This is a genomic window from Peterkaempfera podocarpi, assembly GCF_042466665.1.
Lineage (GTDB): Bacteria > Actinomycetota > Actinomycetes > Streptomycetales > Streptomycetaceae > Peterkaempfera > Peterkaempfera podocarpi.
In genome coordinates this window covers 5,917,524-5,933,940 of record NZ_CP162102.1, presented here as the reverse complement: position 1 = coordinate 5,933,940, position 16,417 = coordinate 5,917,524, and the positions used below count along the sequence as shown (strand labels likewise).

Here is a 16,417-nt window from a genome sequence, read left to right as displayed (position 1 = left end):
CGCGATCGTGCTGCGATGACCTGCGGTCACTCTGCGGTGGGCGGCGGTCGGTCTGCGGTCGGTCTGGGGTCGGCTGCGGTTCCGCTGCGGCGTTGCTGCACGGCCTGCAGAGGGTGGCGCCCCTCAGCCGCCCGTCCCCACGAGCCTCAGGCCCAGCGGGCGCCACCGCTCGGCACATTATGTCAGCGTGTGACATTTGACAAATGCTGCCCAGTGGCGATTACTGACAGATGTCTCCCCGGTATCGTGGCCGGGAACAGAGCGGCAGGAAGAGAACAGCGGAGGTCGCACCGTGGCGCAGCAGACCGTGCGGACCCCGGCCGCGTCCCCCGCAGCGCGCTGCCGGATCACGGCCGCCTGCGAACCCATGGCCGGGCTGCGCCAGCGCAAGAAGAAGCGCACCCGTGACGACCTGGTCCGGGCCGCCCATGAGCTCTTCCTGCTCCAGGGTTTCGGCCCCACCACGGTGGACGAGATCGCCGCCGCCGTCGACGTCTCCCAGCGCACCTTCTTCCGCTACTTCGCCAACAAGGAGGAGGTGGCCCTGGCGGTCATGGCCGACGCCGAGGACCACTTCATCCAGTGCCTGCGCGACCGCCCCGCCGAGGAGAGCCCGCTGCAGGCCATGCGGGCCGCGATCCGGGAGACCTGGCAGAGCCTGGACATCACCGGGGCCAACTCGGTCACCGCCGCGCTGGAGATCATCCAGCTGATCGAGTCGACCCCCACCCTGCTCGCCGCCCATCTGCGCAACCTCGCCGAGCAGGAGCAGCTGGTCACCGGGATCCTGGCGGAGCGGGAGGGGGTCGATCCCGCCACCGACCTGCGGCCCCGGGTACTGGCTGCGGTCTTCGGGGCGGTCATGCACGCGGCCCATGAGGCATGGGGGTCGACCCGGCACTCGGACCTCGACGGCGGGCCGGCCGGGATGCTGGCCCTGATCGACCGTCATCTGGAGCAGCTGGGCCCGGCGCTGGCGGGCGACTGGCACCGCGGCGGCTGAACGCGGCCGGGGTGTCGTACCTGGGTACTACGGTGAGATCGACCCCGGGGTATGACGTCTCACGGGCGCCGTGCCCCTACGGTCAGGAGAGCCCACCACCCCGCACACCGAGGAACCACCGTGCCCGCACCACGGCTGCTGCGAGACCTCGCCCGCCCGCTCACCGCCCCCTCCGCAGCCCGTCCGCCGCTGCTCGGCGGCGCACCGCAGCGCTGGCTGCGGCTGCTTCCGTACGCGGTCGCCGTCCTGCTGATCAGCTCACTGCTCCCCAGTGCCACGACGCTGCTGGCCCATGACTACGGGTTGAACAGCGGCATCGCGGGGCTGCTGGCCACCGCGCAGACGGTGCCCCTGCTGCTCGCGGTCACCCGTCCGCTGCGGGCCTGGGCGGTGATCGCCGCCGCCGATCTGGCCACCGCGCTGGTGGTGCTCGCCGGCGACAGCGCCGGTGCGCCGTGGCCCTGGACCCCGCCTGCCGTGGTGGGCTACGCCTTTCTGATGGTGGCCCTCGCCCTGCGGGAGAGCCGCCGGGTGCTGATGGCGGTCTGGCTGGCCACCGGGGCGGCCGGGTTCGGGGTGGATCTGGTGGTGCCCGGCCGGGTCGGGACGACCATGACCGTGACCGCGTTCACCCTGAGCGGCGGTGTGCTGCTGCTGGTCGGGGCGTTGCGCGAGCGCGCCGAGGCACAGCGCCGGCTCACCGAGCAGGAGCACATCAGCGAGGCGGAGCGGGCCCGGCGCACGCTGCTGGAGGAGCGCACCCGGATCGCCCGCGAGCTGCACGATGTGGTGGCGCACCACATGTCGGTGATCACGGTCCAGGCGGACAGCGCCCCCTATCGGCTCACCGGGCTGTCCGAGGCCGCCTGCGGGGAGTTCGCCGCCATCGGCGCGGCCGCCCGGGAGTCGCTGACGGAGATGCGCCGTCTGCTGGGGGTGCTGCGCAGCGAGGACGCGGTGGGCGAGCGCGCCCCGCAGCCGGGCCTGGACCGGCTCCCCCAGCTGGTGGAGGCGGTGGCCCGGGCCGGTGTCCAAGCCGAACTGGCCGTCTCGGAGCGGGTCCGCGGCCTCGGGCCGCTGCCGCAGGCCGTGGACCTGTCGGCGTACCGGATCGTGCAGGAGGCGCTCGCCAATGTGGTGCGCCATGCACCCGGCGCGCACACCTGGGTCTCGGTCAGCGCCGAGGGGGCCCGGCGGGGGGCCGCCGACATGCGGATCACCGTGGTCAACGGCATACCGCCGCATCCCGTCGCCCCGGTCGAGCACTCCTTGCAGGGGACCGGTCAGGGGCTGGTCGGCATGCGGGAGCGGTTGCGACTGCTCAACGGCAGACTGGACGCCGGGCCGCTGCCCGACGGGGGGTTCCGGGTCGCCGCGGTGATCCCGCTGGACGCCGCCGGTCCCGACCCCGAGACCGTCCCCACCCCCGACCAGGAGCGCACCGTATGACCATCCGGGTGATCATCGCCGACGACCAGGCCATGGTGCGGGCCGGCTTTGCCGCGCTGCTCTCGGCGCAGCCCGACATCGACGTGGTCGGTGAGGCACCGGACGGCCGGCAGGCTGTCGAGGTGAGCGGCCGTACGCATCCGGACGTGGTGCTGATGGACGTCCGGATGCCCGAGATGGACGGGCTGGAGGCGGCGCGGCGGCTGCTCTCCCCACCGCCGGGCGTGGTGCACCGGCCCAGGGTGCTGATGCTCACCACCTTCGACGTGGACGACTACGTCTATGAGGCGCTGCGCGCCGGGGCCAGCGGTTTCCTGCTGAAGGACGCACCGCCCGCCGATCTGATCGCCGCCGTACGGGTGGTCGCCGCCGGGGAGGCGCTGCTGGCGCCTTCGGTCACCCGCCGCCTCATCGAGGACTTCGCCCGCCGGCGTCCGGCTCCGCGCCGCGACCCGGGTCTGCGGCTCAGCGGCCTGACGCCCCGCGAGACGGAGGTTCTGGAGCATATCGCCCGGGGCCTGTCCAACTCCGAGATCGCAGGGACCCTGGTACTGGCCGAACAGACCGTGAAGACCCATGTGGGGCGGATCCTCGCCAAGCTCGGTCTGCGCGACCGGGCCCAGGCCGTGGTGTTCGCCTATGAGTCGGGTCTGGTGACCCCCGGAGCGACGTGACCCGGATGTGATCGGGCAGTGAAAGCTTGCCGGGACGCATGGCCTTTGCCCAATGTGATGGCATTTGTCCGCTGATCCCTGGTCCGGAAGAGCATCAGCCGCCGTTTAGTCTGACCGTCTGCACATGGCACAGCGGGGGCCTCCGGGCGCCGCCTGCTCGACAGTCGGCGGACCAGGAGGAACCTCCATGCGGCTCAAGCGCCTCCTCATCGCCGTGCTCGCCGCCGTCGCCGTGCTCGCCGACACCGGAGCCGCGGCCGGCGGGGCGGCCGTCGCAGGTGAGCAGCTCCCCATCACCACTCCCCCGCCGGGCAGCGCGGCCTGGAACCACCAGCGGGTCGACGGCCGCACCCCGCCCGATCCGGCGACCGCCGCACCGGCGGCGGTGGCGGCCTTCTTCGCCGGGCTCACCAGGGCCCAGCAGAACGCCCTGGCGGCGCGCCATCCGCTGATCGTCGGAAACCTCGACGGGGCGCCGATCACCCTGCGGTACCGGGCCAACGCCCTCGCCGTCGCGGCGGAGCGCAGTGCGGCCCGCGCACGGGCGACCGACCCGCACCTCTCCCCCGCCGAGCGGGCGGCGGCCACCGACCGGGCCACCCGCTGCGACCTGCTGCTGCGTCCGGGCCGCAGGTTGCTGGCCTTCGACCCCCGCGGCCGGGGACTGGTCGCCGAGGTGTACGGCGATCTCACCACCGCCCAGCGGGTCGGCGTGGTCGTCCCCGGAGCCGACATCGACCTCGGGCACTTCGACCGCGTGGACGACCCGCTGCGCTCCCCCGCCGGTATGGCACGCGCCCTCCACGGCGAGGAGGAGCGGCAGCAACCCGGCGTCCGGACCGCGGTGATCGCCTGGGCCGGCTACACCACCCCCGTGGGAATCGGCCCGGACGCCGCTACCGCACGCCTCGCCGAAGCCGCCGCGCCCCGGCTGGAGCGTCTGCTCGCCGGGCTCGCCGTCACCGACCTTCCGTCGGCCCCGCCGCCGACCCTGCTCTGCCACTCCTATGGATCCGTGGTCTGCGGTTCCGCGGCCCCCCGTATCCACGCCGGCATACGCACGGCGGCCGACCCCAGCGGTGTCACCGACCTGGTGGTCTTCGGCAGCCCCGGCATGGGCGTCGAGCACGCCTCCCAGCTCGGCACCGGTGTCCGGCTGTGGGCGGCCCGCAACTCCAGCGACTGGATCGGCGACGTGCCGTATGTCGAGATCGCCGGGCTCGGCCACGGTGCCGACCCCGTCGAGCCCGAGTTCGGCGCCCGCGTGGTCTCCGCCGCCGGTGCTCACGGCCACACCGGCTATCTCGCACCGGGCACCGACAGCCTCCGCAACTTCACCGCGATCGCACTCGGCCGCTACGGCGACGTGCGATGACACCCGGGGCCCCGGCTCCCTGACCTTGCGCACTCCCGCAGACCGCGCACAGCACGGCCTCAGCGGGCCCGCGCCGAGCCGGGCGTGCACCAACCGGAGGCGCCCGCCGGAGCCTCATGGCCGTGCGGCGAGGTGAAGGCGCGCTGCGGGGCGCAGGCGCGCAAACCGCGCGGCAGGCCCCGGCCGCACAGCGTGCCCAGCGCCCGGCCGCCCGGCCGCCCGGCCGCCCGGGGATGCCGTACCGCCCGGACATCCCGGCCCGCCCGGCGCGGCGCTCTCCGGGCACCCGCTACCAACCCCCCGCCCCCGCCGCACGGGCAGCATCGGCGCAGGCAGCGTCCGGGCGCGGGCAGTGAGGCGGGGGGCAGCGGGCTCCCGAGGCGCTCCCCGCGGCCAGTACCGGCCCTACCACGGTAGGGGTACGGAGTGAGCTCCCCGGGGTGACGCCCCGTCACCCGACGCACTCCTAGTTTCCCTCCGCCGGCCGACGGGTCCTCCGCGGCTGCGGCACAGCCGGACGAGGGAGACCACCCATGCCACGCCTCAAGCGCGCCCTGATCGCCGTCGTGCTGACGGCGGCCGCCGTCACCGGCACGACAGGCTGGGCGACCGCCTCCGAACAGACGCCGGTGACCGGGCCGCCACCCGGCACCGGCGACTGGCTGGCCGACACCGCCCAGGGACGGCACCTGCCGGACCCGGCGACCGGCAGGCCCGGTGAAGTCGCCACCCTCCTGGCCTCACTGACGCATGATCAGCAACAGGCGCTGGCCGTACGGCACCCGCTGGTCGTCGGCAACCTCGACGGTGCACCCGTCACCCTGAGGTACACCGCCAACGCCCTGGCCCTTCGCATGGAGCGGCGCCGCGAACTGGCCCGCGCCGAAGACCCCGCCCTCACCCCGCAGGACCACGCCGAGGCCCGGCAGCGAGCGGCCCGGTACACCGCACTCCTACGGCCCGGACGGCAGATCCTGGCCTTCGACCCGCGCGGCCGGGGCCAGATCGCCGAGGTGTACGGCGATCTGCGAGCGGCCCGCAGGGTGGCCGTGGTGGTACCGGGCTCCGACATCGATCTGGGCTCCTTCGACCGCGACCGCGACCCCTACGGCACCCCGGCAGGCATGGCACGCTCCCTGCTCGAACAGATGCGCCGGCAGCAGCCGGACACCCCGGCGGCCACCATCGCCTGGGTCGGCTACACCACCCCGGTCGGGCTGGGAGTCGACGCCGCCACCGCCCGGCTCGCACAGGCGGGCGCCCCCAGGCTCGCCCGGTTCCTCGCCGGACTGGCCGCCACCACCCACCCGGCCGCGCCGCCTGCGGTGCTGTGCCACAGCTACGGCTCCGTGGTGTGCGGGATCGCCGCCTCCTCCGTGACCACCGCCGAGGCCTCCGACCTGGTGGTGCTGGGCTCTCCGGGGATGCACTCCGGCAACGCCGCCGGACTGCGCACCGGGGTGCGGTTGTGGGCCGCGCGCGACGGCTCCGACTGGATCAGCCGGGTCCCCCATCTCTCCCTCGCCGGCCTGGGCCACGGAGCCGACCCCGTCGACCCGCGCTTCGGGGCCCGGGTGGTCTCCGCGGACCGCGCCCACGGCCACACCGGCTATCTCGCACCCGGCACCGACTCCCTCGCCAACGCCGCCGACATCGCACTCGGCGACTACCCCGCCGTCCACTGCGCCACCGATGACCAGGAGTGCCGCCATGACCTCGGATGACCTCGGCCGGCTGCGCCGTGCCGCACTCCGCGTGGACGCCCGCACCCCCGCCCACCGCGACCGCGCCCTGGACGGCCTGCGGGCCCTGGCCCTGATGGCGGTCCCGACCGGGCACTGGCTGCTCGGCGGCCTCACCCGCTCCGACGACGGCGCCCTGCACAATGCCAGCCCCCTCAGCCATCTGGGCTTCTTCGCCCCGGTGAGCTGGGTGCTGCAGATGCTCGGGGTGTTCTTCCTGGTCGGCGGCCATGCCTCGGTGCTGTCGCTGCGCCGGGCGACCGAGCGCGGCGACAGCACTGCCGCCTGGCTGCGCGGACGCCTGGCCCGTCTGGGCCGTCCCGTCGTCGGTGTCACGGCCGTCTGGGCGCTGCTGCTGCCACTGCTGCATGCGTCCGGGGTGCCCGGCGCCACCCTGCGCACCGGAGCGGTACTGGTGGTCCAGCCGCTGTGGTTCGTCGGTGTGTACGCCGGGGTCACCGCGCTCACCCCGTACAGCGTCAGGGCTGCCCGCCGCCTCGGCGGCTGGGCGGCAGCGCCGCTGCTCGGCGCGGTGGCGGTGGTCGACCTGCTGCGCTACGGGCCGTGGGCATCGGCTGTGCCGGACTGGCTGGCGCTGGTCAATCTGCTGCCCGGGTGGCTGTTCGCCTACCAGCTGGGTGTCGCCTGGGGCATGGGGCGGTTCGGGCGGCGCGGCGCCTGGCTGCTGCTCTGCGGCGGGGCGGCGCTCTTCGCGGTGCTGCTGCTGGTGTTCCACTACCCGGCGAGCATGGTCGGCGTCCCCGGCGAGGCCCGGACCAACTCCCACCCGCCGTCCCTGCTCGTCCTGGCGCTGGCCTCGGCGCAGTGCGGAGCCGCGGTGCTGCTGCGGCAGCGGTTGGGCCGATGGCTGCGCAGGCCGGCGCTGTGGGCACCCGTGGTCGCGGTCAACCTCTCAGCGATGACGATCTTCTGCTGGCACCAGAGCGCCATGCTGGCCGTGGCCGTGCCCAGCGCCGCCTTCGGCAGCGTGCCGGGGCTCACCGGAGCGCCGGACTCGCTGGGCTGGGTGGCCGCCAGGCTCTGCTGGCTGCCGCTGTTCGCCGCCGCACTCCTGGGCATCGGCCGGCTGACCCGACGCTTCGAGACGCCATGGACCGGGGTGCCCCGGGCGGTTCGCACCGCCGCAGGGGCGCTGGCGGCCTGCTTCGCGGTGTACGCGCTGGCCGTGGTGTGAGGGAGCCCCGCTGTCGGACCCGGCCCCTACCCTGTGGGGGTGGTGACCTTCGACGAGTTCACAGCCATGGGGCTGGCCCTGCCCCGGGCCACCCAGCAGCTGACCTGGGAGACGGAGGTGACTCTCAGGATCGGCGAGAAGATCTTCGCGATGGGTACGCCGGAGTCGGGCTCCGTCACGGTGAAGGCGTCCAGGGAGGACCAGACCGAGCTGGTCGCCGCCGATCCGCAGACCTTCCGGCCCGCACCCTATGTGGGCCGTTTCGGCTGGGTGCAGGTGGAGCTGGCCCGGGTCGACGGCGACGAGCTGCGCGGGCTGCTCACCGAGGCCTGGCGCAGCACTGCGCCCAAGCGGCTGGTGCGCGAGTTCGACGCGGCCGGGCCGGGCGGCTGAGCCGCCGGGCGCCGGCCGCGCCTCGCCGGGCGGGGCTACTCGCGGGCGGCGGAGGTCGAGCTCATGTCGGGGTAGCGCTCCCCGGCCACCTTGTCCGCGATCGGCTCCAGCTGCCCGAGCTCCTCGGCCGTGAGGTGCAGCGTCGCCGCCGCGGTGTTCTCCTCCAGCCGGCTGCGCCTGCGGGTGCCGGGGATCGGCACCACGCTCAGGCCGTGCACCCCGGCCCGCTGGTGCACCCAGGCCAGCGCCACCTGCGCCGGGGTCGCCCCGCGGGCGGCGGCGATGGTCCGGATCGGCTCCACCAGTGCGGCGTTGGCCTTGGCGTTGTCGCCGCTGAAACGCGGCTGGTACTGCCGGAAGTCGTCCGGGGTCAGCTCCCCTGCGGAGGCGAACGCCCCGGTCAGGAAGCCCCGGCCGAGCGGCGAGTACGGCACGAAGGCGACCCCCAGCTCAGCCGCCGCCCCGACGGCGGACCGCTCCACATCGCGGGAGAAGATCGACCACTCCGACTGCAGTGCGGCGATGGGGTGCACGGCATGCGCCTCCCGCAGCTCCGCACCCGTCACCTCGGACAGGCCCAGGTGGCGGACCTTGCCCGCCGCCACCAGCTCCGCCATGGCGCCCACCGACTCGGCCAGCGGCACCCCGGGGTCACGGCGGTGCATGTAGTAGAGGTCGATCACCTCCACACCGAGCCGCCGCAGCGAGGCGTCGACGGCGGCCCTGATGTACTCGGGGCTGTTGTTGACGCCCCGGTAGCCGGGGTCGTCGGCGCGCCGCTCGATGGCGAACTTGGTGGCGAGCACCACCCGGTCGCGGTTGGCGCGGACAAAGGGGCCGATCAGCTCCTCGTTGTGCCCGGAGCCGTAGATGTCGGCGGTGTCGAAGAGGGTCACGCCCAGTTCCAGGGCACGGTCCAGGGTGGCGAGGGCCTCGGTGGTGTCGGTCGGGCCGTAGAACTCGCTCATGCCCATGCAGCCAAGGCCCTGGACGCCGACGACCGGGCCGTTGCTGCCGAGTGTGGTGGTGGGAAGGCCGGTGCTCATACGGTGGGTTTCCCTTCCGCCGCGGGGGCGGCGTCCGAGTAGAGACTGATCTTGTGGTCGAGGACGGCGAGGGTGGCCTGCAGATCGGCGATCCGCTGGCGCACCTCCTCGCGGTGGTCGTACAGCAGCTGGTGGCGCTCGCCGACGGTCTGCTCACCGGCCCGGACGAGCTCGGCGTAGCGGACCATGTCGGCGACCGACATGCCGGTGAGCCTGAGCTTGCCGAGGAAGGACAGCCAGCCGAGGTCCTTGTCGCTGTAGCGGCGCTGACCGGAGTAGGAGCGGTCGATCTGCTCCAGCAGGCCTATCCGCTCGTACCAGCGCAGCGTGTGCGCGGTGAGCCCGCTGCGGGCGGCCACCTCGCTGATGGTGTAGCGGGGGCTGTCGTCGGGCGCTTCGGCATCGGAAGAGGCGGCGGAGACGGAGGACGCGGTGGAGGTGGTGGATCGGGTGATCGGTCGGGCGACGGCCATGGCGCTACCCCCTGGTGGTCTGCCGGTCCGTGCGACAACAGCGACGCTATCGAGTTTGAGTGCACTCCAAGCAAATGTCTCCCGGGCGGCCGCGTCGGCCGGTGCCCGCAACCCGGGCCCTCCGGGGCGGCCCGTAGAGTCGGGGGCATGGAGAGTCTGCAGGTGATCGGGGAGTGGCCGGTGCCCACGGCGGCCGCGGCGGTGGTGCGGGGAGCGGACGGGGCGGTGCTGGGCTCGTACGGACCGCAGCAGCGGGAGTTCCCGCTGGCCTCGGTGACCAAGCCGCTCAGCGCCTACGCCGCGCTGGTCGCCGTGGAGGAGGGCGTCTTCGAGCTGGACGACCCGGCGGGGCCCGAGGGCTCGACCGTGCGGCATCTGCTGGCGCACACCTCCGGGCTGGCCTTCGACGAGCACCGGTCGATGGCGGCACCGGGGACCCGGCGGCTTTACTCCAACGCCGGATTCGACGTGCTGGCCGAGACCCTGGAGAAGGCGGCCGGGATCCCCTTCGCGCAGTACGCCGCCGAGGCGGTGTTCCAGCCGCTGGGCATGACGGCGACCCGGATCGACACCGGCCACCGGGCGCCCGCCGGGGCGGGCGGGGTGTCCACCGCCGCGGACCTGGCGCGGTTCGCCGCGGAGCTGCAGGCCCCCCGGCTGCTGCACCCCTCCACGGTGGAGGCGGCGACCCGGGTGGTGTCCTACCCGGGGCTGAGCGGTGTGCTGCCCGGCTTCGGTCACCAGCGGCCCAACGACTGGGGGCTGGGCTTCGAGATCCGGGACGGCAAGTCCCCGCACTGGACGGGCGCCCTCAGCTCACCGCAGACCTTCGGCCACTTCGGGCAGTCGGGCACCTTCCTCTGGGTCGACCCCGTCGTCGGTGCGGCCTGCGTCTGCCTGACCGACCGGGACTTCGGCCCCTGGGCCGCTGCCGCCTGGCCGCCCTTCACCGACGCGGTGCTGGCCGAGCTGACCCGCTGACCGTCCAGGGGGACGCCCGGTCCTCCGCCACCGGCGGTCGCCGCGCTCAGCCCAGCAGCAGCGCGGAGTGCATCTCCCAGAGCAGCAGTTCGGCGCCGTCCTCGCCCGCGGTGGGGGCGACCAGGGCCGGGCCGGTGATCCGGGCGCTGTCGCCGGGGCGCAGGTCCCGGCCGGTGCCGTGCGGCCCACTGCCGGTGCGGAAGCCCAGCGAGCCGCGCAGCAGGTGGAGGTGGCGGAAGGGCGCGTCGGGCAGCTCGGGCAGCGGCTGCCAGGGACCGGCCGTGACATGGTGCAGCGCCGCGTCGCGGCGGTGCAGCCGCAGGGCGCCGCGGTCGGCGTCGCGCTCCATGCCGGAGGCCAGCAGGGTGACGCCCCGGTCGTCGGGGGTGGGCCGGGCCAGCCCATAGACCGGCTCGGCGTCGAACCGGTCGGGCTGCAGCCACATCTGCACGAAGCGCACCGGCTCGGCGGCGCCGCCGAGGTTCCGCTCGGTGTGCGCGACCCCTGAACCGGCGCCGAGGTACTGGACCATGCCGGGCCGCACCACGCCCGCGTGGCCGCGGTCGTCGCGGTGGGCGAGCGCGCCCTCGACCACCCAGGTGACGATCTCGACGTCGCGGTGCCGGTGCTGCTCGAAGCCGGCACCGGGGGCCAGCAGTTCCTCGTTGCAGGCGAGCAGCGCCCCGAAGTGGGTGTTCCTGGGGTCGTAGTGGCCGGAGAACGAGAAGGCGTGCCGGGTCTCGACACCGTCCGCGGGGGTGGACCGGTAGCGTTCGGCGGCGCGGCGCACCTCGGCGCGGGGGCGGGGCTGGTCGGTCACGGCTGGCTCCGTTCGGATGGCCGGGGGCGGCGCGGCGGACCTGCGGAAGATATCGGGAACGCCGTCCCGTTCCGGGGCGACCTGCGGATATGTGACGGTTGCCACCGTTGTCGGGCGGGGGCGTGTGCAAAAGCACGGCCGCGGGTGAGGCACGCTAGTGCTGTGCCAGCCGCCTCAGCGAACAACGCAGCGAAGAAAGCCGTGAAGGCCGCCCCGACGTCCCGCTCCTCCGCCGGTGCCGGGAGCGGCGGCGACGCCGCCGTCCCTCAGCCCGCCCGGCGCGGTTCGCCGCGCGGCACCGCGATGGAGCGCAAGCTCGCCGCCGAACGGCATGCCGCCACCCTGCGCCGACTGGAGAAGGCGTCGGGACGGCTTGCCACCAATGCGATCCAGCGGATGGACGAGACGCTGTCCTGGTACCGCCGGATGCCGCCCGAGCACCGATCCTGGATCGGACTGGTGGCACAGGCCGGGATCGCCGCCTTCACCGAGTGGTTCCGCCATCCCGAGGCGCCGCAGGCGATGTCCACCGATGTCTTCGGTACGGCACCGCGTGAGCTGACCCGGGCGGTCACCCTGCGGCAGACCGTGGAGATGATCCGGATCTCCATCGAGGTGGTCGAGGAGGCCATCGACGAGCTGGCCGCCCCGGGGGACGAGGCGGGACTGCGCGAGGCCGTGCTGGTGTACGCCAGGGAGCTGGCGTTCGCGACGGCGCAGGTGTACGCCCAGGCTGCGGAGGCACGCGGCGCCTGGGACGCCCGCCTGGAGGCGCTGGTGGTCAACTCGCGCTCTCCGGCGACGCCGACGAGGGGGTGCTGTCCCGGGCGGCCGCTCTGGGCTGGGGTTCCCCGGCGCAGGTGCTGGTGGTGATGGGCAGCGCCCCGGACGGCGACAGTGAGCTGGTGGTGGAGGCGATCCGGCGGGCCGCCCGCCGCGCCCGGCTGCATGTGCTGACGGGGGTGCTGGGCAGCCGTCTGGTGGTGGTGGTCGGCGGGTCCATGGATCCCATGCATGCCGCACGGGCGCTGATCGGGCAGTTCGCCCCCGGCCCCGTGGTGGTCGGCCCCACCGTCGGCGACCTGCTCTCCGCGACCCGCTCCGCGCAGGCCGCATCGGGGGCGCTGCGGGCGTGCGGGGCATGGCCGGACGCGCCACGTCCGGTACTGGCGGACGATCTGCTGCCGGAGCGGGCGCTGGCGGGGGATCAGGCAGCGCGGCGCCAGCTGGTGGAGGAGATCTACATCCCGCTGGAGGAGGCGGGGTCGGCGTTGCTGGAGACGCTCTCGGTCTACCTGGAGCAGGCGTCGTCCCTCGAGGGTGCCGCGCGGATGCTCTTCGTCCACCCCAACACCGTCCGCTACCGGCTGCGACGTGTGACTGACGTCACGGGGTACACGCCGTCCGACGTACGCTCCGCCTTCACGCTGCGGATCGCCCTGGCACTGGGCCGTCTGGACGCCCCGGGCGACCACAGGTGAGGCCACTGTAGGGAACCCACAAACCGCATGTAGTTTCTTGGTAACCGCCGTCTACCCGTGCCGGAGTGTCCGGCAGGAGAGGGTTGATTCCGTGCTCGTACTCGTCGCTCCCGGACAAGGCGCTCAGACGCCCGGCTTCCTCGCCCCCTGGCTCGAGGTGGACGGTGTGGCCGACCGGCTGCACTGGTGGTCCGCCGTGGCCGGACTCGACCTGGTCCACTACGGGACCGAGGCCTCCGCCGAGGAGATCAAGGACACCGCGGTCGCCCAGCCGCTGCTGGTCGCCGCCGGCCTGGCCGCCTGCCATGCCCTGCTGCCCGACGCCGCCGCCTTCGGGCAGGTCGGCGCGGTGGCGGGCCACAGCGTGGGTGAGATCACCGCCGCTGCGGCTGCCGGTGTGCTCAGCGCGGAGTCCGCGATGGCCTTCGTACGGCAGCGCGGGCTGGCCATGGCCGGAGCCGCGGCCGTCACCGAGACGGGGATGACCGTCGTCCTCGGCGGCGACCCGGCCGAGGTGGCCGGCAAGCTGGCCGAGCACGGCCTCACCGCCGCCAACAACAACGGCGGCGGGCAGATCGTTGCGGCCGGCACCCTGGAGCAGCTGGCGGCGCTGAAGGGCGACCCGCCGGCCGGCGTCCGGCTGGTGACGCTGAGCGTGGCGGGCGCCTTCCACACCGAGCACATGGCGCCGGGTGTGGACGCGCTGGCGAAGATCGCCCCCGGCATCCCGGTCGCCGACCCGGCCACCGCCTATGTCTCCAACCAGGACGGCGGAGTGGTGCAGCGGGGCAGCGAGGTGCTGAGCCGCCTGGTCTCCCAGGTCTCCAACCCGGTCCGCTGGGACCTGGTGATGGAGAAGCTGCAGGAGATCGGCGCCACCTGCGTGATCGAGGTGCCGCCCGCCGGCACCCTCACCAACCTGGTCAAGCGCAACCTCAAGGGCATCGAGACCCTGGCCCTGAAGACCCCCGCCGACCTGGACAAGGCCCGCGAGCTGGTCGCCAAGCACGGCGAGCCGATCCGGCTGCCCGCGACGGAAGGCGTGAACGCATGACAGAGACCCATGACGCCCCTGCGCGTATCCGGCCGAGCCGCGGCGCGGACTTCTCGCGGATCTACGGCGTGGGCGGCTACCGTCCCGTCCGGGTGATCCCCAACGAGGAGGTCCTGCAGTGGATCGACTCCTCCGACGAGTGGATCCGCACCCGTAGCGGCATCAGCGAGCGCCGCTGGGCGGGCCCCGAGGAGACCGTCTCGGAGATGTCGGTGCAGGCCGCCGGCAAGGCGATCGCCCAGGCCGGCATCGCGCCCGAGCAGATCGGCGCGGTGGTGGTCTCCACCGTCTCGCACCTCAAGCAGACCCCGGCGATCGCCACCGAGATCTCCCACCGGCTGGGCTGCGGCACCGCGGCCGCCTTCGACATCTCCGCGGCCTGCGCGGGCTTCGGCTACGGCCTCAGCCTCGCCGACGGCATGGTCCGCACCGGCAGCGCCGAGTACGTCCTGGTGATCGGTGTGGAGCGGCTGAGCGACCTGACCGACACCTCCGACCGCTCCACCGCCTTCATCTTCGGTGACGGCGCGGGTGCGGTCGTGGTCGGCCCGGCGGCCGAGCCCGGCATCGGCAAGATGGTCTGGGGCTCGGACGGCGCCCAGGCGGACGTCATCTCGCAGACCCAGGCCTGGGACACCGCCTTCGCCAAGGAGGACGCGGTCAACGGCGCCGGCGACGAGATCAAGTGGCCCGCGCTGCGCATGGAGGGCCAGACGGTCTTCCGCTGGGCCGTGTGGGAGATGGCCAAGGTCGCCCAGCAGGCGCTGGACGCGGCCGGGATCAGCGCCGACCAGCTCGGCGCGTTCATCCCGCACCAGGCCAACATGCGGATCACCGATGCCATGATCAAGGCACTGAAGCTCCCCGCCTCGGTGCCGGTGGCCCGGGACATCGCCGAGACGGGCAACACCTCGGCGGCGTCCATCCCCCTCGCCATGGAGCGGATGCTCGCCTCCGGCGAGGCCAAGAGTGGAGACCTGGCCCTGGTCATCGGGTTCGGGGCGGGTCTGGTCTACGCGGCCACAGTCGTTACTCTCCCGTAAGTCAATACCTGTGCCCACCCGGGCACGAAGCAGCACACAACACACCCCTGATAGGAGCGCCGCAATGGCTACCAAGGACGAGGTCCTGGAAGGTCTCGCCGAGATCGTCAACGAGATCGCCGGCATCCCGACCGAGGACGTCGAGCTGGACAAGTCCTTCACCGACGACCTGGACGTCGACTCGCTGTCCATGGTCGAGGTCGTCGTCGCCGCCGAGGAGCGTTTCGACGTCAAGATCCCGGACGACGAGGTGAAGAACCTCAAGACCGTCGGCGACGCCGTCGCGTACATCATCGACAACAGCTGACACACCAACCGACCTCGGGGCACCTGAGTTCCTGTCAGGCCGACGCGCATGCCGGCGTCCCCTCGGCACCAGCGCCGCCTCGCACGCTGAACACGTGGGAGTAAGAGACCAGTGACTACTGACACCCGAACCACCGTGGTTGTCACAGGTATCGGCGCCTTCACGCCGCTGGGCGGCGATGCCGCGTCGACGTGGGAGGGACTGCTCGCCGGACGCTCCGGCGTGCGGCTCCTCGAGGAGGAGTGGGCTGCCGAGCTGCCCGTGCGGATCGCCGCACGGGCAGCCGTCGAGCCCGGAGAGGTCCTGCCGCGGCCGCTGGCCCGCAAGCTGGACCGCTCGGCCCAGTTCGCCGTGATCGCGGCGCGGGAGGCCTGGGCGGACGCGGGCTTCGCCGCCCCGGCGACCGAGGAGTCCGCCGGGATCGACCCGGACCGCCTGGGTGCGGTGGTGGCCTCCGGCATCGGCGGCGTCACCACCCTGCTCGACCAGTACGACGTGCTCAAGGAGAAGGGCGTCCGCCGCGTCTCCCCGCACACCGTGCCGATGCTGATGCCCAACAGTCCGGCGGCCAACGTCGGGCTGGAGATCGGCGCCCGCGCCGGTGTCCACACCCCGGTGAGCGCCTGCGCCTCCGGCGCCGAGGCCATCGGGTACGCGATCGAGATGATCCGTACCGGCCGCGCCGACATCGTGGTGGCCGGCGGCACCGAGGCGGCGATCCACCCGCTGCCCATCGTGGCCTTCGCCAACATGATGGCGATGTCCAAGAACAACGAGGAGCCGCAGCGCGCCTCCCGCCCCTACGACAAGGCCCGGGACGGCTTTGTGCTGGGCGAGGGTGCCGGTGTGGTGGTCCTGGAGTCCGCGGAGCACGCCGCGGCCCGTGGCGCCCGCGTCTACTGCGAGGCCATCGGCCAGGGGCTCTCCTCCGACGCCCACCACATCGCGCAGCCGGAGCCCTCCGGTCGCGGCATCTCCGCGGCGCTCACCAACCTGCTGGAGTCCACCGGACTGGACCGGGCGTCCGTGGTGCATGTCAATGCGCACGCCACCTCCACCCCGCAGGGCGATGTGGCCGAGCTGAAGGCGCTGCGCAACGTGCTCGGCGACGAGCTGGACCATGTCGCGATCTCCGCCACCAAGTCGATGACCGGCCACCTGCTGGGCGGCGCCGGCGGCATCGAGACCGTGGCCACCGTGCTGGCGCTGCACAACCGCATCGCGCCGCCGACGATCAACGTCGACGACCTGGACGACGAGGTGGACGCGGACATCGTGCGCGTCGACCCCCGTCCGCTGCCGGAGGGCCCGATCGCGGCGCTCAACAACTCCTTCGGTTTCGGCGGTCACAATGTGGTGCTCGCCTTCCGCCGGGACTGAT

The 16,417-nt window shown here is 73.5% G+C and carries 15 protein-coding genes and 1 pseudogene; 13 read left to right on the top strand and 3 right to left on the bottom strand.

Going from position 1 to position 16,417, the window contains the following annotated elements:
* Positions 1-292: 292 nt before the first annotated feature.
* From AB0761_RS26100 to AB0761_RS26070, 7 genes are all read left to right on the top strand, one after another.
* Positions 293-1,003 (top strand): TetR family transcriptional regulator, encoded by a 711-nt coding sequence (locus tag AB0761_RS26100; RefSeq protein ID WP_377271581.1) that lies wholly within the window; start codon positions 293-295, stop codon positions 1,001-1,003.
* A 120-nt stretch (positions 1,004-1,123) separates the two neighbouring features.
* Positions 1,124-2,452 carry a sensor histidine kinase gene (locus tag AB0761_RS26095; RefSeq protein ID WP_377271580.1) on the top strand — a complete coding sequence of 443 codons (1,329 nt, stop codon included), beginning with the start codon at positions 1,124-1,126 and terminating at the stop codon, positions 2,450-2,452.
* Entirely contained in the window at positions 2,449-3,126 is a 678-nt protein-coding gene (locus AB0761_RS26090) for a response regulator (RefSeq protein ID WP_377271579.1), read from the top strand. The genes AB0761_RS26095 and AB0761_RS26090 overlap by 4 nt, the downstream gene beginning before the upstream one ends.
* 187 nt (positions 3,127-3,313) lie before the next feature.
* Entirely contained in the window at positions 3,314-4,501 is a 1,188-nt protein-coding gene (locus tag AB0761_RS26085) for an alpha/beta hydrolase (RefSeq protein ID WP_377271578.1), read from the top strand.
* 533 nt (positions 4,502-5,034) lie between these two features.
* Positions 5,035-6,225 (top strand): alpha/beta hydrolase, encoded by a 1,191-nt coding sequence (locus tag AB0761_RS26080; protein WP_377271577.1) that lies wholly within the window; start codon positions 5,035-5,037, stop codon positions 6,223-6,225.
* The gene (locus AB0761_RS26075; protein ID WP_377271576.1) at positions 6,212-7,438 is read left to right on the top strand and encodes an acyltransferase; all 1,227 of its coding nucleotides are present in this window, start codon (positions 6,212-6,214) and stop codon (positions 7,436-7,438) included. Before AB0761_RS26080 ends, AB0761_RS26075 begins: the two co-directional genes overlap by 14 nt.
* 39 nt (positions 7,439-7,477) lie before the next feature.
* Positions 7,478-7,831, top strand: a complete 354-nt coding sequence (locus AB0761_RS26070) for an MmcQ/YjbR family DNA-binding protein (protein WP_377271575.1) — start codon at positions 7,478-7,480, stop codon at positions 7,829-7,831.
* A gap of 35 nt (positions 7,832-7,866) precedes the next feature.
* Here AB0761_RS26070 and AB0761_RS26065 read toward each other — a convergent pair whose 3' ends face one another.
* Positions 7,867-8,877: an aldo/keto reductase gene (locus AB0761_RS26065; RefSeq protein ID WP_377271574.1), complete on the bottom strand. Its 1,011-nt coding sequence runs from the start codon at positions 8,875-8,877 to the stop codon at positions 7,867-7,869.
* A complete protein-coding gene (locus tag AB0761_RS26060; protein ID WP_377271573.1) occupies positions 8,874-9,350 on the bottom strand; it encodes a MerR family transcriptional regulator in 477 nt (158 codons plus the stop codon). Before AB0761_RS26060 ends, AB0761_RS26065 begins: the two co-directional genes overlap by 4 nt.
* Positions 9,351-9,497: 147 nt before the next feature.
* Between AB0761_RS26060 and AB0761_RS26055 the strand changes: the two genes are divergently transcribed.
* A complete protein-coding gene (locus AB0761_RS26055) occupies positions 9,498-10,331 on the top strand; it encodes a serine hydrolase domain-containing protein (RefSeq protein WP_377271572.1) in 834 nt (277 codons plus the stop codon).
* A gap of 46 nt (positions 10,332-10,377) precedes the next feature.
* On the opposite strand, the gene AB0761_RS26050 is transcribed toward AB0761_RS26055, so the two are convergent.
* Positions 10,378-11,151 carry a pirin family protein gene (locus AB0761_RS26050; RefSeq protein ID WP_377271571.1) on the bottom strand — a complete coding sequence of 258 codons (774 nt, stop codon included), beginning with the start codon at positions 11,149-11,151 and terminating at the stop codon, positions 10,378-10,380.
* A gap of 303 nt (positions 11,152-11,454) precedes the next feature.
* Here AB0761_RS26050 and AB0761_RS26045 point away from each other — a divergent pair.
* The 5 genes and pseudogenes from AB0761_RS26045 (at position 11,455) to fabF (ending at position 16,416) form a co-directional block, all read left to right on the top strand.
* Positions 11,455-12,632: pseudogene (locus AB0761_RS26045) on the top strand (PucR family transcriptional regulator).
* Positions 12,633-12,723: 91 nt separating this feature from the next.
* Positions 12,724-13,686, top strand: coding sequence for an ACP S-malonyltransferase (locus AB0761_RS26040; RefSeq protein WP_377271570.1), 963 nt, complete (start codon positions 12,724-12,726; stop codon positions 13,684-13,686).
* Positions 13,683-14,729: a beta-ketoacyl-ACP synthase III gene (locus AB0761_RS26035; protein WP_377271569.1), complete on the top strand. Its 1,047-nt coding sequence runs from the start codon at positions 13,683-13,685 to the stop codon at positions 14,727-14,729. The genes AB0761_RS26040 and AB0761_RS26035 overlap by 4 nt, the downstream gene beginning before the upstream one ends.
* A 64-nt stretch (positions 14,730-14,793) precedes the next feature.
* Entirely contained in the window at positions 14,794-15,036 is a 243-nt protein-coding gene (locus AB0761_RS26030; protein WP_055588451.1) for an acyl carrier protein, read from the top strand.
* A gap of 111 nt (positions 15,037-15,147) precedes the next feature.
* The gene (fabF, locus tag AB0761_RS26025; RefSeq protein ID WP_377271568.1) at positions 15,148-16,416 is read left to right on the top strand and encodes a beta-ketoacyl-ACP synthase II; all 1,269 of its coding nucleotides are present in this window, start codon (positions 15,148-15,150) and stop codon (positions 16,414-16,416) included.
* Position 16,417 lies beyond the last annotated feature (1 nt).